22 protein-coding genes are annotated in these 21,429 nt (G+C 68.2%); 19 read left to right on the plus strand and 3 right to left on the minus strand.

Features of this window, described 5'->3' with window-relative positions; genetic code table 11:
• Positions 1-3: 3 nt before the first annotated feature.
• On the minus strand, positions 4-792 hold the full coding sequence (locus U4012_RS27770) for an enoyl-CoA hydratase/isomerase family protein (protein WP_044843924.1): 789 nt from the start codon (positions 790-792) through the stop codon (positions 4-6).
• Between the two features lie 146 nt (positions 793-938).
• Here U4012_RS27770 and U4012_RS27775 point away from each other — a divergent pair, with 146 nt between their 5' ends.
• The 7 genes from U4012_RS27775 to U4012_RS27805 all read left to right on the plus strand — a co-directional run bounded on the left by U4012_RS27775 (position 939) and on the right by U4012_RS27805 (position 8,204).
• Positions 939-2,105: an ABC transporter ATP-binding protein gene (locus U4012_RS27775; RefSeq protein WP_321802336.1), complete on the plus strand. Its 1,167-nt coding sequence runs from the start codon at positions 939-941 to the stop codon at positions 2,103-2,105.
• 146 nt (positions 2,106-2,251) lie between these two features.
• On the plus strand, positions 2,252-3,361 hold the full coding sequence (locus U4012_RS27780; protein WP_321802337.1) for an ABC transporter substrate-binding protein: 1,110 nt from the start codon (positions 2,252-2,254) through the stop codon (positions 3,359-3,361).
• Positions 3,362-3,386: 25 nt separating this feature from the next.
• Positions 3,387-4,262, plus strand: a complete 876-nt coding sequence (locus U4012_RS27785; protein ID WP_321802338.1) for an ABC transporter permease — start codon at positions 3,387-3,389, stop codon at positions 4,260-4,262.
• A gap of 20 nt (positions 4,263-4,282) precedes the next feature.
• On the plus strand, positions 4,283-5,077 hold the full coding sequence (locus tag U4012_RS27790) for an ABC transporter permease (protein ID WP_321802339.1): 795 nt from the start codon (positions 4,283-4,285) through the stop codon (positions 5,075-5,077).
• A gap of 41 nt (positions 5,078-5,118) precedes the next feature.
• On the plus strand, positions 5,119-5,847 hold the full coding sequence (locus tag U4012_RS27795) for an NAD(P)H-dependent oxidoreductase (RefSeq protein WP_321802340.1): 729 nt from the start codon (positions 5,119-5,121) through the stop codon (positions 5,845-5,847).
• 61 nt (positions 5,848-5,908) lie between these two features.
• Entirely contained in the window at positions 5,909-6,547 is a 639-nt protein-coding gene (locus U4012_RS27800; protein WP_124522953.1) for a MarC family protein, read from the plus strand.
• Between the two features lie 55 nt (positions 6,548-6,602).
• Positions 6,603-8,204, plus strand: a complete 1,602-nt coding sequence (locus U4012_RS27805; protein WP_321802341.1) for a 5-guanidino-2-oxopentanoate decarboxylase — start codon at positions 6,603-6,605, stop codon at positions 8,202-8,204.
• A 58-nt stretch (positions 8,205-8,262) separates the two neighbouring features.
• Here the strand turns inward: U4012_RS27805 and U4012_RS27810 are convergent, their stop codons facing one another.
• Entirely contained in the window at positions 8,263-8,919 is a 657-nt protein-coding gene (locus U4012_RS27810) for a TetR family transcriptional regulator C-terminal domain-containing protein (protein ID WP_321802342.1), read from the minus strand.
• A 227-nt stretch (positions 8,920-9,146) separates the two neighbouring features.
• Here U4012_RS27810 and U4012_RS27815 point away from each other — a divergent pair, with 227 nt between their 5' ends.
• The 6 genes from U4012_RS27815 to U4012_RS27840 all read left to right on the plus strand — a co-directional run bounded on the left by U4012_RS27815 (position 9,147) and on the right by U4012_RS27840 (position 14,640).
• Positions 9,147-9,953, plus strand: coding sequence for an ABC transporter ATP-binding protein (locus tag U4012_RS27815; protein ID WP_044843932.1), 807 nt, complete (start codon positions 9,147-9,149; stop codon positions 9,951-9,953).
• A gap of 79 nt (positions 9,954-10,032) precedes the next feature.
• A complete protein-coding gene (locus tag U4012_RS27820) occupies positions 10,033-10,830 on the plus strand; it encodes a transporter substrate-binding domain-containing protein (RefSeq protein ID WP_257775333.1) in 798 nt (265 codons plus the stop codon).
• 48 nt (positions 10,831-10,878) lie between these two features.
• The gene (locus tag U4012_RS27825) at positions 10,879-11,595 is read left to right on the plus strand and encodes an ABC transporter permease subunit (protein WP_321802343.1); all 717 of its coding nucleotides are present in this window, start codon (positions 10,879-10,881) and stop codon (positions 11,593-11,595) included.
• Positions 11,596-11,656: 61 nt separating this feature from the next.
• Positions 11,657-12,352, plus strand: a complete 696-nt coding sequence (locus U4012_RS27830; protein ID WP_321802344.1) for an ABC transporter permease subunit — start codon at positions 11,657-11,659, stop codon at positions 12,350-12,352.
• 52 nt (positions 12,353-12,404) lie between these two features.
• Complete coding sequence (locus U4012_RS27835) at positions 12,405-13,598, plus strand: pyridoxal phosphate-dependent aminotransferase (protein ID WP_321802345.1); 1,194 nt, start codon at positions 12,405-12,407, stop codon at positions 13,596-13,598.
• Positions 13,599-13,629: 31 nt separating this feature from the next.
• The gene (locus U4012_RS27840) at positions 13,630-14,640 is read left to right on the plus strand and encodes a succinylglutamate desuccinylase/aspartoacylase domain-containing protein (RefSeq protein WP_321802346.1); all 1,011 of its coding nucleotides are present in this window, start codon (positions 13,630-13,632) and stop codon (positions 14,638-14,640) included.
• Positions 14,641-14,720: 80 nt separating this feature from the next.
• Here U4012_RS27840 and U4012_RS27845 read toward each other — a convergent pair whose 3' ends face one another.
• Positions 14,721-14,942, minus strand: coding sequence for a hypothetical protein (locus U4012_RS27845; RefSeq protein ID WP_321802347.1), 222 nt, complete (start codon positions 14,940-14,942; stop codon positions 14,721-14,723).
• A 96-nt stretch (positions 14,943-15,038) separates the two neighbouring features.
• On the opposite strand from U4012_RS27845, the gene U4012_RS27850 reads away from it, so the two are divergent.
• The 6 genes from U4012_RS27850 (at position 15,039) to U4012_RS27875 (ending at position 21,340) form a co-directional block, all read left to right on the plus strand.
• Positions 15,039-17,447, plus strand: a complete 2,409-nt coding sequence (locus U4012_RS27850) for an ATP-binding protein (protein WP_321802348.1) — start codon at positions 15,039-15,041, stop codon at positions 17,445-17,447.
• 2 nt (positions 17,448-17,449) lie between these two features.
• Positions 17,450-18,190: a methyl-accepting chemotaxis protein gene (locus U4012_RS27855; RefSeq protein ID WP_321802349.1), complete on the plus strand. Its 741-nt coding sequence runs from the start codon at positions 17,450-17,452 to the stop codon at positions 18,188-18,190.
• The gene (locus tag U4012_RS27860; protein WP_321802350.1) at positions 18,187-18,771 is read left to right on the plus strand and encodes a hypothetical protein; all 585 of its coding nucleotides are present in this window, start codon (positions 18,187-18,189) and stop codon (positions 18,769-18,771) included. The genes U4012_RS27855 and U4012_RS27860 overlap by 4 nt, the downstream gene beginning before the upstream one ends.
• 22 nt (positions 18,772-18,793) lie before the next feature.
• Positions 18,794-19,762 (plus strand): chemotaxis protein CheX, encoded by a 969-nt coding sequence (locus tag U4012_RS27865; protein ID WP_044843940.1) that lies wholly within the window; start codon positions 18,794-18,796, stop codon positions 19,760-19,762.
• Positions 19,763-19,798: 36 nt separating this feature from the next.
• Complete coding sequence (locus U4012_RS27870; protein ID WP_006765703.1) at positions 19,799-20,164, plus strand: response regulator; 366 nt, start codon at positions 19,799-19,801, stop codon at positions 20,162-20,164.
• 381 nt (positions 20,165-20,545) lie between these two features.
• The gene (locus tag U4012_RS27875; protein WP_321802351.1) at positions 20,546-21,340 is read left to right on the plus strand and encodes an enoyl-CoA hydratase; all 795 of its coding nucleotides are present in this window, start codon (positions 20,546-20,548) and stop codon (positions 21,338-21,340) included.
• Positions 21,341-21,429 lie beyond the last annotated feature (89 nt).

A 21,429-nucleotide genomic window follows, 5' to 3' on the forward strand; every position in this document is an offset into this window, starting at 1 on the left:
CGATCATCTCCCGACAAAATGAGGTGCGCGACCTTCGACCGACGCGCGAAGCGCTTCCTGGCCGTCCTCGCTGTGACCGCACGCGACGCCGGCCGCCAGCTCGCCGCGCAGTTGCTCGGCGAGGGTGTGCGTGAGCGATTGCGCGAGCAGCGCCTTGGTGTGGCCGAACGCGACGCTCGGCCCTTGCGCCAGACGCGCGGCGAACGCGGCGACGTGCGTCGCGAAATCGTCGGCGTCGACGACTTCGGACACGAGCCCCGCGGCAAGCGCGTCCTGCGCGTTCCAGCGTTCGTTCAGAAAGATGAAGCGGCGTGCGACGTCGGGGCGCGCGATGCGCGGCAGGAACCAGCTTCCGCCCATGTCGGGGCTGTAGCCCATGCCCGTATACCCGCAGCGCAGCGTCGCGGCGGTGCTCGCGATGCGGAAGTCGCACGCGAAGCCGATGTCGGTGCCGGCGCCGACCGTCGAACCGTTCAGCGCGGCGATCGTCGGACGCGGAAATGCGGCGAGCGTCTGCACGAAACGGTGCGCACGCTCGGTCCAGCCGTAGGTGTCGAGTTCGCCGTTGCGCTCGGCCTCGGCCCATTCGTCGACGTCCGCGCCCGCACAGAACGCGCTGCCGGTGCCGGTCAGTACGACGCAGCGCACGGCCGGATCGTTCGCGAGCGCGTCGAGCGTCTCGCGAAGAAAGTCGAGATGCGGCCGCGCGAGCGAATTGCGCTTCGCCGGGCGGTTCAGGCGAAGGGTCACGACGCCGTCGTGCCGTTCGATTCGAATGTCCTCGATGCTCATGCTGATCACTGTCTCCTGGTTGTTGTGTGTCGGGGTGGTGTCAGAGCCGGCAAGGGTCGCCGCTACTTGCGGACCGCATTTCGGCATAGTATAAGTTCTGTTAAATGAACGTTCAACCCAATTGTGAGTCGACCAGGAGACACACGATGAGCGTGGTGATGGAGACGTCGGCAGGCGTGGAGGGCGGCAGGACGGGGGCGCATGCGGCACGCGCGGCAGCGGCGCGGCATGCGGCGAGCGGCGCGGGCCTGCAGATCGATCGCGTGTCGAAGCGCTACGGCAGCGTGCACGCGCTGCGCGAAACGACGATCGACATTCCGCGCGGCGAATTCCTGACGATCCTCGGGCCGTCGGGTTCGGGCAAGACGACGCTGCTGACGATCGTCGCGGGCTTCGAGCATCCGAGCAGCGGCGATCTGCGCGTCGGCGGCCGCAGCATCGTCGCGCTGCCGCCCGAGAAGCGCAACTTCGGGATGGTGTTCCAGGGCTATGCGCTGTTTCCGCACATGACGGTCGAACAGAACGTCGCGTATCCGCTGATGGTGCGCAAGCAGAAGGGGCCCGACGCGGTGAAGCGCGTGAAGGCCGCGCTCGATCTCGTGCGGCTCGGCCATCTCGCCGATCGCCTGCCGCGCCAGTTGTCGGGTGGCCAGCAGCAGCGCGTCGCGATCGCGCGCGCGCTGGTGTTCGATCCCGATCTCGTGCTGCTCGACGAGCCGCTCGGCGCGCTCGACCGCAAGCTGCGCGGCGAGGTGCAGGTCGAGCTGAAGGCGCTGCACGAGCGGCTCGGCGCGACGTTCCTGTTCGTCACGCACGACCAGGAGGAAGCGCTGTCGATGTCGGACCGGATCGCGATCATGCGCGACGGCCGGCTCGAACAGATCGGCGCGCCGGACGGGCTCTACGAGCAGCCGGCCAACCGCTTCGTCGCGGACTTCCTCGGCAAGAGCAATTTCATCGAAGGTGTCGCGCTCGGCGGCGATGCTTCGACGACGCATTACCGCGTCGGCGATGCGCGCTTCGTCGCGCCTGCGTGCGGTGCGCGGCCGGACGAGCCGCTGCTGTTCGCGCTGCGCCCGGAGAAAGTCGCGGTGTCGGCGACGTCGTGCGGCGGCGCGCACAACGAAGTCGCGGGTCGCATTCGCCACTGGAGCTATTTCGGTTCGTCGTACCGCTTCGAGATCGAGACGCCGGCGCTCGGCTGCGTGACGGCGGACGTGCCCGCATGGCGCGGGCTCGCGTCACCACGCAGCGGCATGGACGTATTCGTGCAGTGGGAGCGCGACGCGACGTGCCGGATCGCGGCCGACTGACGCGGCGCACGCTGCATCCCGCGCGAAGCGGCACGAGCCGCCGTCGCCGCCGACTCACCGACTGACGGATTCACTGATTCACCGATTCACCGATGCCCGAAAACGACGAGACGCGTGCGGGCGCTGACCAGCCTGGAGGAGACACCATGACGAACCGCCATCTGCAGGACCTGCTCGACCAAGCACGCGAACTTCAACCGGCGACGTCGCAGCGCCGCCGCGATTTTCTGCGGTTGTGCGCGGCGGCCGGCATCGCGCCGACGCTGCTGTCGCGCGGCGCGAAGGACGCACTCGCGTCGAACCCGAAGGAAATCGTGCTCAGCGCGTGGGGCGGCGAAGCGCGTTCGGCGTTCCGCTCCGCGTACATGGACCCGTTCACGAAGGCGAGCGGCATCCGGATGGGCTACGACTCGTCGCCGGAGGACGGCAAGATCAAGGCGATGGTCGAGAACCGGAACGTGATCTGGGACGTGATGGATCTCGACGGCTTCGCGGCGATCAAGCTCGGCAAGCAGGGCTTCCTGCGGCCGATCGACTATTCGGTCGTCGGCCGCAACACGCTGCCGGGGCTCGCATCGGACTTCGGCGTGCCGTCGTACCTGCTGAGCTACGTGCTCGTCTACGACGCGCGCAAGTTCGGCGCGAATCCGCCGAAGAACTGGGCCGATTTCTGGAACGTCGGCAAGTTTCCGGGCAAGCGCGGGCTGTGGAAATGGATGGGCGGCGCGCTCGAAGCCGCGCTGATGGCCGACGGCGTCGACAAGGACAAGGTCTATCCGATCGACGTGCCGCGCGCGCTGAAAAAGCTGAAGGAACTGCGCTCGAACGTGCTGCTGTGGGATTCGGGCGCGGACAGCCTGCAGTTGCTGCGCAACGGCGAAGTCAGCATGGCGTGCATCTGGCATACGCGCGCGAACGTGATCCAGCGCGAGAGCAATGGCCGGTTCCGCTATACGTGGGAGCAGGGGCTCGCGTCGTGCGACGTGTGGGGCGTGCCGAAGAACAATCCGTCGGGCGATGCCGTCTGGCAGTTCATCAAGTTCGTGCAGGGCGTCGAGCCGCAGGTGCGCCTGCTGTCGCTGCTCGGCAACGGGCCGGTGACGCCGGCCGCGACCGCCGCGGTGCCGCAGGCGCTACGCGCCGACAACCCGGGCACGCCGGAGAACTGGGCAAAGCAGTGCAAGGTGAATCCCGAGTGGTGGGCGCAGCACTACGAAGCGACGCTCGCGCAGTACACCGACCTGATGTCGTCCTGAGCCGCCGCCTCGTGAGCGTGACGCCATGAATACCCTGTCTACTCCCGTCACGGGCGCGGTGCCGCTCGGCCGTGCGAAGGCCGATCGTTACTGGCTGCTTGTCGTGCCGCTGCTCGCGGTGCTGATCGTGCTGTACGTGTATCCGCTCGTGCGCGTGCTGTGGCTCGGCTTCACAGTGCCGGAGCCGGGCCTGCACAACTATGCGCGGCTGCTCGGCAATCATGGCGTGCATCGCGTGCTGTGGACCACGCTGCGCGTGTGCGCGGTCACGACCGCGTGTTCGGTCGCGCTCGGCTATGCGATTGCGTATGCGATGGCGCACGTCGGCCCGCGGCAACGGATGGCGCTGATGTTCGGGCTGCTCGTGCCGTTCTGGGCGTCGGTGCTGGTGCGCGCGTTCTCGTGGCTGTTCCTGCTCGGCGAGCAGGGGCTCGTCAACACGCTGCTGCTGCGCATCGGGCTGATCGACGCGCCGCTGCCGCTGATGCGCAACGAGGTCGGCGTCGTGATCGGGATGATCCACTTCATGATTCCGTACGCGGTGCTGCCGCTGTACGCCAACATGAAAGGCATCGATCCGCAGCTCGCGCGTGCCTCGCAGGGGCTCGGCGCGGGCGCGTTCGTCACGTTCCGCAAGGTGTATTTCCCGCAGACGCGACCGGGCATCGTCGGCGCGGCGATCCTCGTGTTCATCTTCTCGCTCGGCTTCTACGTGACGCCGGTGATACTCGGCGGCGGCCGCACCGTGATGATCGCCGAATACATCAGCACACAGATCCTGCAGCTCGTGAACTGGGGCAGCGGGGCGGCGCTCGCGTCGCTGCTGCTGGCGTCGATCCTGGCCGCGCTCGCGCTGCTCGCGCGTTTCGTCGACCTGCGCGAGCTGTTCGGCGCGCGCTGACCCGAACGGAGGAGGTTCCGATGAACACCCGAATGACCGCAGGACGCGCGCTCGTGGTCGGTATCGCGTGGGCCGCGATCCTGTTCCTGATGCTGCCGCTGCTCGTGTCGGTGCCCGTCTCGCTGACGCCGAGCGACTACCTGTCGATGCCGGACGGCGCGCTGTCGCTGCGGCACTACCGCGTGCTGCTCGACGACGACGGCTGGGTGTCGAGCTTCCTGCAGAGCGGGCTGATCGCCCTGGTGTCGTCGGCGATCTCGGTCGGGCTCGGCACGCTGTGCGCGATCGGGCTGTGGAAAGTCGCGTCGCGGTGCGGCGAGTTCGTGCGCGGCGTGATCCTGTTCCCGCTGATCGTGCCGCCGATCGTGTCGGCGCTCGCGTTCTACCGGCTGTGGGGCGAACTCGGGATGCTCGACAGCTACCCCGCCGCGATCCTGTCGCACGTCGTGCTGTCGGTGCCTTACGTCGTGGTGGCGGTTTCGGCGTCGCTCGCGACCGTCGGGCTGCGCATCGAGCAGGCATCGCGCAGCCTCGGCGCGAACGTCGCGCAGACGCTGCGCTACGTGATCCTGCCGTCGATCCGGCCGGGCGTGCTGTCGGCCGCGGTGTTCGCGTTCATCCTGTCGTGGGACGAGCTCGTCGTCACGCTGTTCATCTCGAGCCGGAACGTCTATACGCTGCCGCGCCGCATGTGGGACGGAATGCGCGAGAACGTCGATCCGGCGATCGCGTCGGTATCCACGCTTTTGCTCGTCGCGACCTGCGTCGCGATCGGCCTGTCGCTGCTGCGCAAGCGTGCGGCCGGGTCCGTCTGAATCCAGCAGTTCAACGTTACGTCGCGGAGAAAACTCGCACCATGAAAGTCCTGATCGTTCACGCCCATCCCGAACCGCAGTCGTTCACGACGTCGATGCTGCACCGCGCGGTGAGCACGCTCGAAGCGCAGGGGCATACCGTGACGGTGTCCGACCTGTACGCGATGCAGTGGAATCCGGTCGCGAGCGCGGCCGATTTCGGCGTGCGCAAGAACCCCGACTATCTCGTCTATGCGCTGGAGCAGCGCGAGAACGTCGCCGCGCACGCGATCGCGCCGGACATCGCCGCGGAACTCGACAAGCTAGCCGCGTGCGACCTGCTGATCCTGAGCTTTCCGCTGTTCTGGTGCTCGGTGCCGGCGATCATGAAAGGCTGGATCGACCGCGTGCTCGTGTCGGGCAAGGTGTACGGCGGCGTGCGCTTCTATGATCGCGGCGGGATGCGCGGCAAGCGCGCGCTGCTCGCCTATACGTGCGGCGGCCGCGACTACATGTTCGGTGCAGACGGCGTGCACGGCGAAATGGACCTGATGCTGCGCCATGTGTTGCGCGGCACGCTCGGCTACGCAGGCTTCGACGTGCTGCCGTCGTTCGTCGGCTATCACGTGCCGTACATCGGCGACGCGGAGCGCGCGGCCGTGCTCGAACGCTACGACGCCTATCTCGCAGAGCTCGACCGGCACGAACCGATGGCGTTTCCGACGCTCGACGATTTCGACGGCGACATGCGGCCGCGCGAACGCGCGCCGCAGGAAACCGCGCAGGATTGACCACGCCCGGCCGCGTCGCCGCCGCGCCGCTTATCCACCCGACCGCATGTGAGTTCGAGCGATGACCCTGACGTCGAGCGACGTGCTGCTGTTCCTGACCGGGCTCCTGACGCTGTTCTGTCCGCCCGTCGCGATCCCGATGTATGCGGCCGTCACCGGGCATTTTCCCGACGTGACACAGCGGCAGATCGCGTTCAGGCTGTTCGCGTGGATCGCGGCGCTGATGATCGGCGCGGTGTGGGGCGGCCAGTTCCTGCTGCGCATGCTCGGTCTCACGCTCGGTGCGCTGACGCTGACGGGCGGCCTCGTGCTGTGCCTGTGGTCGATCCCGATGATGCGCGGCACGGCGAACGACGAGCGCAGCGGCGGCGACACGCGGCTCGAACATGCGCAATGGCGCAGCTACATCGCGGTGCCGCTGATCTTCCCGCTATCGATCGGCAGCGCGGTGATGTCGCTCGTGATCACGACCGCGACGCGCTTTCATACGCCGGCCGACCTGCTGGCGCTGAGCGCGGCGTGCGTGCTGCACGCGGGCGTGATCGGGCTCACGTATGCGTGCTCGGCGTCGTGGTGCCGACGGCTCGGCGAGATCGGCAGGACGCTGGTCGAGCGGCTGTCGGGCATCGTGCTGACCGCGATCGCGTTCCAGATGCTCGCGCAGGGCGTGCGCGAACTGTTGCCGGGGCTCGCGCATTGACGGCCTCGCGGGGCCGCGCGCGATCCACCTCCTTACCCTGAACGATGGAAATCACATGAAAACAGTAGGCATGTACCTGGTCGACCTGCTTGCCGCCTACGGCGTCGACACGGTGTTCGGCATTCCCGGCGTGCATACGATCGAGCTGTACCGCGGGCTCGCCGGCAGCGCGCTGCGCCACGTGAGCGCACGCCACGAGCAGGGCCTCGGCTTCATGGCGGACGGCTATGCGCGTGCGACCGGCAAGCCCGGCGTGTGTTTCGTGATCACCGGCCCCGGCATGACGAACATCGCGACGTCGATGGCGCAGGCGTATGCGGATTCGATTCCGATGCTGGTGATTTCGAGCGTCAACGCGTCCGGCGACATCGGCTCCGGCAACGGCCATCTGCACGAACTGCCGGACCAGCATGCGTTCGCGGAGAACATCGCCGCGTTCAGCTACACGGTGCCGCGCGCCGACGCGCTGCCGCAGGCGATCGCGCGCGCGTTCGCGGTGTTCTCGGGCGGCCGGCCGCGCCCCGTGCATCTGCAGATTCCGCTCGACGTGCTCGCGGCGCCGGCCGACACGTTGCCGCCTGTGCCGACCGTGCCGCCGCGCATCACGCCCGGCCCCGCATCGGCCGACGGCATCGACGCACTGCGTGCGAAGGCCGCCGCCGCGCGCGCGCCATTGATTCTCGCGGGCGGCGGCGCGCTCGACGCGGCCGCCGACGTGCGCTGGCTCGCGGAGACGCTCGACGCGCCGGTCGTGATGACGATCAACGGGCGCGGCGTGTTGCCGAGCGCGCATCCGCTCGGCGTGTCGTGGTCGGCGTCGAGCGACGCGGTGCGCGCACTGATGCGCGACAGCGACCTGATCGTCGCGCTCGGCACCGAGCTCGGCCCGACCGATTACGACCTGTATGCGACGCGCAGCTTCTCGATGCCCGCGCCGCTCGTGCGGATCGACATCGATCCGCAGCAGCTGTGCCGCAACGCGGTGCCCGCGCTGCCGCTGCTCGGCGACGTCGGCGAAACGCTGCGCGCGCTGCGGCGCGTGTGGCCGGGCGATGCGCGGGCCCGCGCTGACGGCGGCGGCGTTGAGCGCGCGGCGACGTGCCGTTTGGCCGCGCGGCAGGAACTGAACGACGAAATGCGGCGCGATCTCGCGCTGCTCGACAGCGTGCGCGACGCGCTGCCCGATGCGGCGCTGGTCGGCGATTCGACGCGGATCGTCTATGCGGGCAACGTCGGCTTCGCGGCGTCGCGTCCGCGCAGCTGGTTCAACGCGTCGGTCGGCTTCGGCTCGCTCGGCTACGGGCTGCCGGCCGCGGTCGGCGCGAGCCTCGGCGATGCATCGCGGCCGGTGGTCTGCCTCGCCGGCGACGGCGGGTTCCAGTACACGCTCGCCGAACTCGGCACCGCGGTGCAGCATCGCGCGCGCGTGATCGTCGTACTGCTGAACAACGGCGGTTACGGAGAGATCAAGCGTGCGATGGTCGACGGCGGCGTCGAGCCGGTCGGCGTGGATCTGCATACGCCCGATTTCGTCGCGCTTGCGCGCGCGTATGGATGGGGCGCGCAGCGCGTCGAAGAGGGTGCGTCGCTGGCCGGTGCGCTCGGCGAAGCGGCCGCGCACGACGCGCCGTACCTGATCGAGATTCGCGCGGCCTGAAAATGCGAACGGCCTCGCGATGCGAGGCCGTCGTGCCGGTTGCGGCGCGTTGTGTGCGTTACGCGCGCTTGCGCGCCGTCTTCGACGGCGGCAGGAACGAATCGACGACGCGCAGGCAGCTCGTCAGCGCGTCTTCCGCGGTGAACGACGTCGGGTCGCGCGCGAGTTCGAGCCAAAAGCCGTCGATCACCGCCGTCAGCGTCAGCGCGGCGAGTTCGCTGTCGACGGTGCCGCTGCGCACTTCCGCGATCTGGTCGAACAGCTTCTTCAACGCCTGGCGGTAGCCGGCATACAGTTCCTTGTGCGCCTTGCGGATCACCGGATCGCTGTGCGCGACGCTCCAGAAGCCGAGCCAGACCTTCACGTTCTTCGGCGCGAACACCGGCGCGGCGAAACACACCTTGATGATCGCGTCGAGCTTGTCCTCGGGGCCCGTCGCGTTCGCGGCGGCCGCGCGCGACACGTCGAGCAGGTCGGCCGCGAGCCGCTTGTAGGTCTGCGCCATCAGCTCGTCTTTCGACTGGAAGTGATGGTTGATCAGCCCGCGCGACACCTTCGCTTCCGCGCAGATGCGGTCGATCGTGGTTTCCGAATAGCTGTAGCGCGCGATGCAGCGCATCGTCGCGTCGATGATCGATTGCTGCCGCACCGCGGGCGTTTCTCGGATGCCGCGGCTGCGGGTCTGAACCGGTGCGCTGCCAGAAGTCTTTTTCACGGGGTGACCTTACGGAATCGTCATGGCACCGATTATAGGGGAGTGTCGGACGCTTGTTCAATTACAGCGATGGAACCCGCGAAAACCCTTGCTTCCGGATTATTGAAATCTGTTGAACCCTTGTTCAACAGGGCCTATACTCGACTCCGCATGAGGTTGGTCGGCCATTCAACAAGACGCCGCGATCCCGCGCGGGACGGGCGTGAGAATTCGACACAGGAGACAGCATGTTGGCGCGGGTGGAGAGCGTGAAGACGGCGGTCGAGGAGCGCGTGCAGGTGACGGACCTGCACAAGCGGTTCGGCGAGCTGGAGGTGTTGAAGGGCGTGTCGCTGAGCGCGCGCGAAGGCGAAGTGATCTCGCTGATCGGCGCGAGCGGCTCGGGCAAGAGCACGCTGCTTCGCTGCATCAACCTGCTCGAGACGCCGACCCGCGGGCGCATCGTCGTCGACGGCGAGGAGATCGGGCTGAAGCTCGATCGCAAGGGCCGCACCGTGCCGACCGATCCGCGCCAGGTCGAACGCATTCGCACGCGGCTCGGCATGGTGTTCCAGAGCTTCAATCTGTGGGCGCACCGCACGGTGCTCGAGAACGTGATCGAGATGCCCGTGCACGTGCTGCGCGAACCGCGCGCCGAAGCGCTCGCGCGCGCCGAGCAGCTGCTCGAACGCGTCGGCCTCGCCGACAAGCGCAACGTCTATCCGGCGTTCCTGTCCGGCGGCCAGCAGCAGCGTGTCGCGATCGCGCGCGCGCTCGCGATGCGGCCGAAAGTGATGCTGTTCGACGAGCCGACTTCCGCGCTCGATCCCGAACGCGTCGGCGAAGTGCTGAAGGTGATCCGCGATCTCGCGTGCGAAGGCCGCACGATGATCCTCGTCACGCACGAGATGGCATTCGCGCGCGACGTGTCGAACAAGGTGCTGTTCCTGCACGAGGGACGCGTCGAGGAGAGCGGCACGCCGGCCGAGATCTTCGATGCGCCGCAGAGCGAACGCTGCCGCCAGTTCGTCAACGCGCACCGGCAACGTCACTGAACCGATGGCACGGCCCGCGCGTGCCTGCCTGCGCGGCCGGCCGTACCGATTTCGTATCTTTCCAGCCAGGAGTCCGACCATGAAGCGTGTCGTTCGCAGTCTGCTGTGCCTGTTGAGTCTCGTTCTCGCGGCGCTTGCGCCGTTCGGTTCCGCGCATGCGTCGTCGGGCGTGCTGCGCTTCGGCGTCGCCGCCGAGCCGTATCCGCCGTTCCTGATGAAGAGCCCGACCGGGCAGTGGAGCGGCTTCGAGGCCGACCTGATCCGCGCGGTGTGCGAGCAGATGAAGGCGAAGTGCGAGATCAAGGAAGTCGCGTGGGACGGCATCATCCCGGCGCTGCTCAGCGACAAGATCGACGTGATCTTCAACTCGATGTCGATCACGCCGGAGCGCCAGAAGGTGATCGCGTTCTCGCGGCCGTACTACGAGACGCCGGGCACCTTCGTCGGCGCGAAGAACCAGAAGCTCACGCTGACGCCGGACGGCCTGAAGGGCAAGGTGATCGGCGTGCAGGGTTCGACCGCGAACGCCGAGTTCATCAAGATGGCGTACGGCAAGACGGCGACGGTGCGGCTCTACAACACGCAGGACGATTGCAACTCGGACCTCGTCGCGGGCCGCATCGACACGATGTATCTCGACCAGCTCGGCATTCTCGATTTCCTGAAGTCGAAGGACGGTGCGACGTTCGAGCTGAAAGGCCCCGGCAGCGTGAAGATGGATCCGGCGATCTTCGGCTACGGCGTCGGCGCGGGGATGCGCAAGGCCGATGCGCCGCTCAAGCAGCAGATGGACCAGGCGCTCGAGCAGCTGCATGCGTCGGGCAAGTACGCGCAGATCGCGAAGAAGTATTTCCCGATCGACCTCTGGCCGCACTGATCGCACGATTTCGCGCCGACGGGCGCCACGCACGGACGAGGAGGCGGCATGGACGGTTGGGGATGGGTGAGCTACCTGGGCATGGACCCGGACGGCTGGGGCGTCGCGCTGCTGCAGGGCGCGGGCGTGACGCTCGAGATTTCGCTCGGCGCGTTCGTCGTCGGCATCGTGCTCGGGCTCCTGGGCGCGGTCGCGAAGCTGTCCGGCGTGCGCGCGTTCGAGCAGCTCGCGCAGGGCTACACGACGCTGTGCCGCGCGGTGCCCGAGCTGCTGCTGATCCTGCTGCTCTACTACGCGGGCACCGACGCGATCAACCTGCTGATGACGGCGATCGGCGTCGGGCCGGTCGCGGTCAACGGCTTCGCGGCCGCGGTGATCGTGCTCGGCATCGTGCAGGGCGCGTATGCGGCCGAGATCATCCGCGGTGCGATCCTCGCGATCCCGTACGGGCAGATCGAAGCCGCGCGCGCGTTCGGCGCACCGCCCGCGCTCGTGTTCCGCCGCGTGACGCTGCCCGCGATGGCGCCGTATGCACTGGCCGGCTTCACGAACCTGTGGCTGATCCTCGTGAAGGACAGCGCGCTGATCAGCGTGGTCGGCTACAGCGAGCTGCTCTACACCGCGAAGCAGGCGGCCGGTTCGACGCGCGAGTACCTGCACTACTACCTGATGGTCGCGGCCGTGTATTTCGCGATCACGTCGCTGTCGGGCATGCTGTTCCGCGAGATCGAGCGGCGCTTCGGCCGCTGGATGCCCGCATCGTGACCCGCGCCGTGACCCACGTCCCGCCTTTCCACGCATCTTTCGACCGAACCGGATCAATGTCATGGATCTGAGCGTACTGTCTTCCTACGGGTCGCTGCTGCTGCTCGGCGTGCTGACCACCGTCAAGCTGCTCGTCGTGTCGGCCGTGTTCGGCTTCGGGCTCGCGATCGCCGTCGCGTTCGCGCGGCTGTCGGGCAATGCGATCGTCGCGCGCGTCAGCAAGGCGTTCACCGAAGTGATCCGCGGCACGCCGCTGCTCGTGCAGATCTACCTGATCTACTATGGCGTCGGCTCGCTGTTCGCCGGCTGGCCCGCGCTGCGCGACAGCGTGCTGTGGCCGTTCCTGCGCGACGGCTTCTGGTATGTCGCGTTCGCGCTGGTGATCAGCGTCGGCGCGTACGTCGGCGAAGTGCTGCGCGCCGGGCTGCGCGGTGTGCCGAAGGGCGAGATCGAGGCCGCGCGCGCGATGGGGATGCGCCCGTCGATGATCGCGTGGCGCGTGTGGCTGCCGCGCGCGATCCAGATCCTGCTGCCGACGCTCGCGGGCGAAACGGTGATGCTGCTGAAATCGACCGCGCTCGCGTCGACGGTCGCGGTGATGGACGTGCTCGGCGCCGCGAACTACATCCGCGCGCAGACGTTGCGGACCTACGAGCCGCTGCTGGCGATCGCGGTGATCTACGTCGTGCTCGCGTTCGCGATCGAGCGCGCGTTCGGCCGGCTCGAGCGGCGTGTGCCGGTGCGCATGCCGCGTTGAACGAACCCTTGATGGCGCGGCGGCCGGGCGGGCGCCGCGCGACGGAGAACACATGAACTATTCGAAGCTGGTCGCGCGCCTGCAGGGCAAGCGCACGACCGCCTGGGACATTCATTACGCGGCGCAGGCTGCCGTCGCGGCGGGCGAGCCGGCGATCGTGCTGAGCGTCGGCGATCCGGATTTCCCGACTCCCGACGTGATCGTCGAACGCGCGGTGACCGCGCTGCGCGGCGGCGATACGCACTACAGCGAAGTGCGCGGGCGTGCCGAGCTGCGCGCGGCGATCGCGCGCGAGCATGCGAAGGCGTGCGGGCAGGCGGTCGGCGCCGAGCACGTGATCGTGACGGCCGGCGCGCAGAACGCGCTGTTCGCGATGGCGCTGTGCCTGTGCGAGGCCGGCGACGAGGTGCTCGTGCCGGAGCCGATGTACCTCACGTACGAAGCCAGCGTACGCGCGTCGGGCGCGACGCTCGTGCCGGTGCCGGTCGATGCGGCTCGCGGCTTTCATCTCGACGTCGACGCGCTCGCAGCGGCCGTGACGCCGCGCACGAAAGCGATCTTCTTCGCGACGCCGTGCAATCCGACCGGCGTCGTGATGCCGCGCGCCGATCTCGAACGGATCGCGCGGCTCGCATGCGAGCGCGACCTGTGGGTCGTGTCCGACGAGGTCTACGCGGAGCTGACGTTCGAGCGCGACATGGTCAGCATCGCGTCGCTGCCGGGGATGGCCGAGCGCACGGTGACGATCGGCAGCCTGTCGAAATCGCATGCGATGCCGGGCTGGCGGGTCGGCTGGGCGATCGGCCCGACCGAGCTGATCGAGCATGCGGAACGGCTCGCGCTGTGCATGTTGTACGGGCTGCCCGGCTTCGTCCAGCAGGCGGCCGTCACCGCGCTCGACAACAAGGCCGCGATCGTCGCCGACATGCGCGAGCTGTATCGGCGCCGCCGCGACCTCGCGTACGCGCGCCTGCGCGACGTGCCGGGGCTGCGCTGCCTGCTGCCGGAAGCCGGGATGTTCATGATGGTCGACGTGCGCGGCACGGGGCTGGATGCGCACGCTTTCACGTGGGGGCTGTTCCGCGCGAAGCAGGTCGCGCTGCTCGATGCGAGCGCGTTCGGCGAGACGGCGTCGGGTTTCGTGCGCTTCGGCTTCGTCGTCGACGATGCGAAGCTCGCCGACGCGTGCGAGCGCATCGCGGCATTCATCGCGAGCCTCGGCGAGAACGCGCGCGCGGCGTCGTGATGCATATCCGGAACCGGAAGGAGGAGCGACGATGATCGAAACGCTGACGTGGCAGGTGCCGGGCGACGGCGGCCAGCCGCTCGCGATCCGCGCGTGGCGGCTGTCGGGCGGCGACGGGCCGCGCGTACACCTGCAGGCCGGCGTGCATGCGGACGAGATCGCCGGCATGCTCGTGCTGCACCGGTTGCTGCCGCAACTTTGCGCGGCCCACGATCGCGGCGTGCTGCGTGGCACGGTGACGGTCGTGCCGCAGGCGAATCCGCTCGGGCTCGCGCAGTTCCGGCAAGGGCGGCTGCTCGGCCGCTTCCACGACGCGACGCACCGCAATTTCAACCGGCATTTCCACGAATCGGCTGCGGCGCGCCGGCCCGCGACGACGTTCGCCGCGTGGCAGCGCACGGTGTTCGACGCCGCGTGCGACGCCGACATCGTGCTCGATCTGCACACCGATTCCGAGGCGCTGCCGTACGTATACCTGCATCGCGATCTGTGGCCGGCCGGCCGCGATCTCGCGGCCGCGCTCGGCGTGGACGTCGCGATCCTGTGGGACGAGGACGACGACGGCGCGTTCGAAGGCGCGATCGCCGCGCACTGGGCGCGCAACGGCGGTTTGCGCGAGCGACTCGTCGCGACGATCGAATTGCGCGGCCAATCCGACGTGTCCGACACGCTCGCCGAACGCGATGCCGACGGCGTCCTTGCGTTCCTGCGCGGCCGCGGCGTGATCGCGGAACCGGCCGGCGCGCGCGACTGGCATGGCGACGCCGTGCCGATCGCGCACATGGAAACCGTGCTCGCACCGGTGTCGGGCGTGCTCGTGTACGAACGCGAACTCGGCGCGACGGTCGATGCCGGCGAGCGCATCGCGCGGATCGTCGCGCAGCCGGGCGTGCCCGGCAGCGCGCACGTGCTGGTGGCGCCGCAAGCCGGGCGCATCGTCACGCGCAATCGCGAGCGGCTGGTCGCGCAGGGCGACGTCGCGTTGAAGCTGACCGGGTCGCGGCCGTCGGCAGGCTGGTCGGGCGGTGCGCTCGATCCGTGAGCGGCAATGACGCGGCCGGCCGACCCGGCCCGCGCATGATCTCCGTTATCGCGCGTAGATGACTGCGCGAGCGATTCGATTCACGGATAATGCGCAAACGTTTCACCGGTATTCGACCGGATTGAATTGCCGAATCGAGAATCGAAGAATAAATTTCCGGATGCGATTATTCCGCGCTGCCCGGCAAGCGGCCAGAGCCTAGATGCGCCGAAGGTTAACGGCTCATTCGCGGAAAACTTTAGGATTTTCCCGTCGCAATTAATCATTGCGATTTCCTCAACGGCCGATTGATTTTCAGTCATCGGACGGTCATACACCATCCCCGATAATTCGCCGCTCACATTCTTTCAATAGGCCAGAGCGCGATCGAAGCCGGATCGCTGCGGGGAGCTGTACTCATGACCATCCGTCATCGCATTACGCTGCTAGTCGTCCTGACGTTTTTCGCGTTGTCCGCGATCGGCGTGTACGCCGTGTACCAGACGCGCAAGAGCGCGTCCGAGGTGCGTCAGGTTACCCAGGGAATCGTGCCGAGCGCGCTCGCGTCGGCGGATCTCGTCGCCGACGTGAAGAACATCCAGATCGCGACGATGACGCTGGTGTACGCGCCCGACGCGAACACCGCCGCGCAGGCGCGCGACGAACTGAAGGCGAAGCAGGGTGCGCTGCGCGCCGCGCTCGACGCCCAGGCGAAATCGGCGGTCGGCCGCGCGCAGGAAGGCCTCGTCGCGCAGGCGAAGGACAGCGCCGCGAACTACTTCGCCGCGATCGACGACACCGTGAAGATGAAGACGGACGGCAAGCCCGAGATGGCGCAGGCGTACCTGTTCGCGAACGTCGCGCAGTATCGCGACGAACTGGAAAGCATCGTCGACACGCTGCGCGTCGAGAAGAACCGCCAGAAGGACGACGCGATCCGTGCGCTGAACGGCATGCTCGCGACGACGGCCACCGCGATCGCGGGGGTGGCGGGCACGGTGGTCGTGCTGCTGACCGCGCTCGGCTTCGTGCTGTATCGCCAGATCACGCGTCCGCTGATCGGGATGCAGACGGCGATGAGCGAGATTGCGACGAGCCAGGACTTCACGCGCCGCGTGCCGGTGGGCCGGATGGACGAGATCGGCCATTCGATTGTCGCGTTCAACGGGATGATCGAGAAGATCCAGGAGAATGCCGCGCAACTGAAGCAGAAGACGGCCGACATCCAGGCGATGCTGCAGAACATGCAGCAGGGGATCCTGACCGTCGTCGAAGGCGGGGTCGTGCATGCGGAGTATTCGGCTTACCTCGAAACCATCTTCGAAACGAACGACATCGCCGGCCGCGACCTGATGGCACTCGTGTTCGACGATTCGGGCATCGGTTCCGACGCGCGCTCGCAGGTCGACGCGGCCGTGCATGCGTGCCTCGGCGAGGACAGCATGAACTTCGCGTTCAACGAGCACCTGCTCGTCAACGAAGTCGCGAAGCGGATGCCGGACGGCCGCGAGAAATGGCTCGACCTGAGCTGGTCGGCGATCACCGACGAGACCGACACGGTCGTGCGGCTGATGCTGTGCGTGCGCGACGTGACGGAGATCCGCGAGCTGACCGCGCAGGCCGGCGAGCAGCAGCGCCGCCTCGAGATGATCGGCGAGATCCTGTCGATCAGCCAGGACAAGTTCCACGACTTCGTGCACAGCGCGAAGGGTTTCCTCAGCGAGAACGAGCGGATGATCCGCCAGCACGAACGCGCGGATCACTCGATCGTCGCGGCGCTGTTTCGCAACATGCACACGATCAAGGGCAATGCGCGCACGTACAGCCTGCAGCACCTGACCAACATCGTGCACGAAGCGGAGCAGGCGTACGAATCGCTGCGCCGCGCCGACGGCGGCCCCGAGTGGAACCGCGATGCGCTGATGGACGACCTCGCCCGCGTGCGTGAGGCGGTCGACCGCTACGCGACGATCAACGCGGTCACGCTCGGCCGCCACGGCGAGGTGGCGCAGCATGGCGGCGCCGACTACCTGATGGTCGAGCGCGCGCACATCAGCGAGAGCCTGCGCATGCTCGACGGCGCCGATCCGGCGAACGCGGGCGACTGGCACGCGGCGCGCGATTCGGTGCGCCGCCTGTTGAGCCAGTTCGGCACGCAGGGCATCGGCGATGCGCTGGGCGGCGTGATCGAATCGCTGCCGTCGCTCGCGGCCGAACTCGGCAAGCCGGCGCCGGTCGTGCATATCGACAGCAACGGCCATCGCGTGCGCAGCGAGATCGGCGCGACGCTTGCGAACGTGTTCATGCACCTGCTGCGCAACGCGATCGACCACGGCATCGAAACGTCGGACGAGCGTCGCGCGGCCGGGAAGGCGCCGGCCGGCAAGATCGACATCGCGGTCGACGTCGACGGCGATGCACTGCGCTTCGTGCTCGCCGACGACGGCCGTGGCCTCGCGCTCGACCGGATTCGCGGGATCGCGCGCGAGCGTGGCTGGATCGACGCCGGCAACGAAGCCGGGTTGACCGACGACGCCGTGGCCGAACTGATCTTCCGCCCGGGCTTCTCGACCGCGCGCGCGGTGACCGAGGTATCGGGGCGCGGCGTCGGGATGGACGCGGTGCGCAACTTCCTGAAGCGCGACGGCGGCGATATCGCGCTGCGCTTTACCGACGATCGCGTCGGCGCGTCGTATCGCGCGTTCGAGACGATCGTGTCGCTGCCGGCGCGTTTCGCGGCGGACGGTGCGGTCAACGGCGTGGCCAACGCTGCGGCGCGCGAAGCCGGGCAGCCGGCGCACGCCGTGAACGTCGACGCAACGGAGTGATCGTGCAAGCGTGGATGATCCCGATCGGTGCCGCGCTGGCGGGCGGCCTCGTGGTCGCGGCGATCGCCGCGTTCGCGTGGCGCATCGCACGCGCGCGGCTCGTTGCCGCGCTGACGCGCGAAGCGGACGCGTTGCGCGCCGCGCTCGGCGCGGCCGATGCGCGGGCCGACGAAGCCGCGGCCGCACATGCGGAAGCCGCACAGGCATGGACGCGCCGCGAAACGGAACTCGAGGAAACGCGGGCGCGCGAGGCGGCCGGCACCGGCGAGCAGCGCGACGCGCTGCAGGCGCTCGCGGCCGAGCGCGCCGCGCTGTCGCAGCACGCGGCGAAGCTCGCCGACGAAGCCGCGCGCCTGCGCGGGCTGGCCGGCACGTTCGAGCGCTGGCACGAGCAGATGATCTCGCTGACCACGCAGAACCAGGACATGCGCACGAAGAACCAGGAGCTGTCGGCGATCGTCGCGCACGTGTCGATCGTCTCGCTGAACGCATCGATCGAGGCCGCGCGCGCGGGTGCCGCGGGACGCGGCTTCTCGATCGTCGCGAGCGAGGTGCGCGGGCTTGCCGCGCGCTCGCAGCAACTGTCGAACAGCTATCGCGACAGCCTGAACCGCAACGATCTCGTGACGGCCGCGACGTTCCAGGACATCCAGGCCGGCGGCAAGATGATCACGGCCGCGCTCGCGACGGTCGAGACGCTGGCGGGGCAGCTGCATGCGCGGCTCGAAGGAGCGGCGGCGTGATCAGCGCGCAGGCCCGCGCCGGTTTCGAGCGGATCTTCTTCGATGCGGCGCGCACGCGGCTCGCGTCCGGCGGCGCATGCGAGATCCGGCCGGCTGACGACGACGCACATGGTGCGTCACATGACCCATCCCGCACGAAGTCGCGCGCGATGCCGAAGATCGCGGAACACGTCGCAGTGCTGACGATCTCGGCGCTGCATTTCCGGCTGCTGCTCGCGCTGCGTTTTCGCGACGACGAACCGACGCGCCGCCATTTCGCTGCGGCGGCGCCCGGCGCGAGCGCGCAGCGGCCGCTGCCCGAAGCGGTCATGGAAGTCGCGAACCTGTGCTGCGGCGCGATCAACCAGGCGCTGACCGTGCCGTTCCCCGATCTCGGGATGTCGACGCCTTACCTGCTGAGCGGCGCGAGCATCGACTACCTGCAGGCGCTGAATCCCGGCCACGTGGCCGCGTACGACGTGACGCTCGACGGCGACGTGCGGATCGGCGCGACGCTGTGCGTGTGCGCGAACGCGCCGGTCGATTTCCACGTGTCGGAAGCGGCGAGCGTGGACACGGGCGGCGAGCTCGAACTGTTTTGACCGATTGCGAGGACTCCGCGACATGACCGTAGATCAACCCGTCAGCAAGGTGCTCGTGCTCGACGACAGCCGCGCGCATGCGGCGACGCTCAAGCGCTTCTGCGACGAGCACAACCTGGTCGGCCTGACCGTGCGGCGCAACCGGCTGCTGAAGGTGCTGCGCTCGAACATCGATCTCGGCGCGATCCTGCTCGCCGAGGACTACGGCGGCTCGCCGGACGAAAGCGCGATCGTCGCGACGCAGATCGATGCGCTGCGACCCGAGCTGCCGATCATCCTGCGCCGCATGTCGAATGCAGGGGACGCGTCGCGCGACGGGCTGCCCGATGCGCTCGCACGCGTCGCGTGCGCGGCCTACGTCGCCGACGACCTGACGCCGCTCAAGCGCGCGATCGACGAATACCTGTTCGGCCGCGACTACCCGAACGCACTGGTGCGCGGCATTGCGGAGATCACCGAGGCGCGGCTCGACAGCCTGTTCCCCGGCATGACGATCGAGCGCGACACGCCGTGCATCGTGCGCGACCAGATCATCTTCGGCGAGGTGTTCAGCCTGATCGCGCTGGAAAGCGCATGGTGCCGCGGCTACATGCTGCTGCAGACGAGCGAGCAGCCGCTGCTCGACATGATCGGCGGCACGCGCGACGACGGCCGCGCACCCGATTTCCGCGACGTGAACAGCGTGCTCGGCGAGCTGACCAACCTCGTGTGGGGCGCGTTCAAGAACCGCTATCTCGGCGACGCGGAGGCCCTTGCGCGCCATCCGGTGCAGGTACCGCTCGTCGTCAATCACAAGCAGAAGTTCATTTCGTTCGGCGGCGACTGTCCGCAGCTCTGTTTCAAGTACCGGATGACCGACCCCGCATCGGGGCGGTCGGTGCGGCTCGACCAGCGTTTCGTGTTCAGCCTGAGCTGGTCGCCGGAGGATTTCCGCGAATCCGTGCAGGACGTGGGGCCGATGGTGGAAGCGGGCGAACTCGAACTGTTTTGAATGTTGAAGTCGGCAACGACGAAAGGGGAAGACGGCATGGCAAAGATTCTGGTGGTCGACGATTCGGGCACGGTGCGCGACGAAGTCGCGGGTTTCCTGCGCAATCACGGGCTCGACGTCGCGACGGCGGTGGACGGCAAGGACGGGCTCGCGAAGCTCAAGGCGACACCCGGCGTGCGTCTCGTGATCAGCGACGTGAACATGCCGAACATGGATGGCCTGACGATGGTCGAGAAGATCCGCGGCGAGCTGGCGAACACGTCGGTCAACGTGGTGATGCTGACGACCGAAAGCAGCCCGGCGATGAAGGAGCGCGGCAAGGCCGCCGGCGTGAAGGGCTGGATCGTGAAGCCGTTCAAGGGCGATGCGGTGCTCGACGCGCTGAAGAAGCTCGCGGGCTGAGCCGATATTCGGGGGGAGCGGGCTCGATACCGCTTGAGCGTTCAACGTTGCGGTTCGGGACGCGCGACCGCTGCGTCGCCGGTTGCAACGGGGTGTTCGCAGGCGAGCATGCCGAGTACGCGCAAGGCCGTGTGATCCGCATTCAGGACGGCGCGACGGGCGAAATTCGCGATGTGCGCTCCTGCACGCGGCCCTGACCACGCACGCGAGTGGCGCGCAGCCCGATTCCCGCGAACGTCTGCTGCGCCGGCGGTCCGTCCGCTTCGCTGGACGTCTCGCGCAAACTGGAGGACGATTCGTGATCATGTCGATCGCGAATCCGGACGCGTGTTGCCCGTGCCGCCGGTTCGCGTCCGATCGAACCCCATCGAGCGGAGCATCATGGAACCCATTCACGAGACAGCCGAGCCGATCCTGCTGCGCGAGGCCCACGACGGCGTCGTCACGCTGCGGCTGAACCGGCCGCAACAGTTCAACGCGCTGTCGGAGGCGATGCTGGCGAGCCTGCAGGACGCGTTCGATTCGCTGGCCGCCGATCCGCACGTGCGCTGTGTCGTGCTCGCCGCGCAGGGCAGGGCGTTCTGCGCGGGCCACGACCTGCGGCAGATGCGCGGCAAGCCCGAACTCGATTATTACCGCACGCTGTTCGCGCAATGCAGCCGCGTGATGCTCGCGATGCGCGCGCTGCCGGTGCCGGTCATCGCGCGCGTGCAGGGCATCGCGACGGCGGCCGGCTGCCAGCTCGTCGCCGCGTGCGACCTCGCCGTGGCGGCCGACACCGCGCGCTTCGCGGTGTCGGGCATCAATGTCGGGCTGTTCTGTTCGACGCCCGCCGTTGCGTTGAGCCGCAACGTGTCGGCGAAGCGCGCGTTCGACATGCTCGTCACCGGGCGTTTCATCGATGCGGCGACGGCCGCCGCGTGGGGGCTCGTCAACGAGGCCGTGCCCGAGGATGCGCTCGACGCGGCCGTCGCGCGCAAGGTCGCGGAGATCGTCGCGAAGAGCCCGGCGGCGGTGCGCTACGGCAAGCAGATGTTCTACCGGCAGCGAGAACTGCCGCTGGACGACGCATACGCTTTTGCGGGCGACGTGATGGCGCGCAACATGATGGAAGAGGACGCCGGCGAGGGGATCGATGCGTTCCTCGAGAAGCGCAAGCCGACGTGGCGTGAGTAGTTCGTAGTTCGTAGTGTGTGGCGCCCGTGGACCGGTTGCGCGCTGCGTCCCGCCTGTGCTTCGCCGTCGGTACATGCGGCAAAAGCAGA

It is taken from the genome of Burkholderia sp. BCC1988 (assembly GCF_905339895.1).
Lineage (GTDB): Bacteria > Pseudomonadota > Gammaproteobacteria > Burkholderiales > Burkholderiaceae > Burkholderia.

Excerpts from the sequence above, each read along its gene's own strand:
- U4012_RS27770 (WP_044843924.1), bottom strand. The coding sequence starts at position 792 with ATGAGCATCGAGGACATTCGAATCGAACGGCACGACGGCGTCGTGACC.
- U4012_RS27775 (WP_321802336.1), top strand. The coding sequence starts at position 939 with ATGAGCGTGGTGATGGAGACGTCGGCAGGCGTGGAGGGCGGCAGGACG.
- U4012_RS27780 (WP_321802337.1), top strand. The coding sequence starts at position 2,252 with ATGACGAACCGCCATCTGCAGGACCTGCTCGACCAAGCACGCGAACTT.
- U4012_RS27785 (WP_321802338.1), top strand. The coding sequence starts at position 3,387 with ATGAATACCCTGTCTACTCCCGTCACGGGCGCGGTGCCGCTCGGCCGT.
- U4012_RS27790 (WP_321802339.1), top strand. The coding sequence starts at position 4,283 with ATGAACACCCGAATGACCGCAGGACGCGCGCTCGTGGTCGGTATCGCG.
- U4012_RS27795 (WP_321802340.1), top strand. The coding sequence starts at position 5,119 with ATGAAAGTCCTGATCGTTCACGCCCATCCCGAACCGCAGTCGTTCACG.
- U4012_RS27800 (WP_124522953.1), top strand. The coding sequence starts at position 5,909 with ATGACCCTGACGTCGAGCGACGTGCTGCTGTTCCTGACCGGGCTCCTG.
- U4012_RS27805 (WP_321802341.1), top strand. The coding sequence starts at position 6,603 with ATGAAAACAGTAGGCATGTACCTGGTCGACCTGCTTGCCGCCTACGGC.
- U4012_RS27815 (WP_044843932.1), top strand. The coding sequence starts at position 9,147 with ATGTTGGCGCGGGTGGAGAGCGTGAAGACGGCGGTCGAGGAGCGCGTG.
- U4012_RS27820 (WP_257775333.1), top strand. The coding sequence starts at position 10,033 with ATGAAGCGTGTCGTTCGCAGTCTGCTGTGCCTGTTGAGTCTCGTTCTC.
- U4012_RS27825 (WP_321802343.1), top strand. The coding sequence starts at position 10,879 with ATGGACGGTTGGGGATGGGTGAGCTACCTGGGCATGGACCCGGACGGC.
- U4012_RS27830 (WP_321802344.1), top strand. The coding sequence starts at position 11,657 with ATGGATCTGAGCGTACTGTCTTCCTACGGGTCGCTGCTGCTGCTCGGC.
- U4012_RS27835 (WP_321802345.1), top strand. The coding sequence starts at position 12,405 with ATGAACTATTCGAAGCTGGTCGCGCGCCTGCAGGGCAAGCGCACGACC.
- U4012_RS27840 (WP_321802346.1), top strand. The coding sequence starts at position 13,630 with ATGATCGAAACGCTGACGTGGCAGGTGCCGGGCGACGGCGGCCAGCCG.
- U4012_RS27845 (WP_321802347.1), bottom strand. The coding sequence starts at position 14,942 with ATGACTGAAAATCAATCGGCCGTTGAGGAAATCGCAATGATTAATTGC.
- U4012_RS27850 (WP_321802348.1), top strand. The coding sequence starts at position 15,039 with ATGACCATCCGTCATCGCATTACGCTGCTAGTCGTCCTGACGTTTTTC.
- U4012_RS27865 (WP_044843940.1), top strand. The coding sequence starts at position 18,794 with ATGACCGTAGATCAACCCGTCAGCAAGGTGCTCGTGCTCGACGACAGC.
- U4012_RS27870 (WP_006765703.1), top strand. The coding sequence starts at position 19,799 with ATGGCAAAGATTCTGGTGGTCGACGATTCGGGCACGGTGCGCGACGAA.
- U4012_RS27875 (WP_321802351.1), top strand. The coding sequence starts at position 20,546 with ATGGAACCCATTCACGAGACAGCCGAGCCGATCCTGCTGCGCGAGGCC.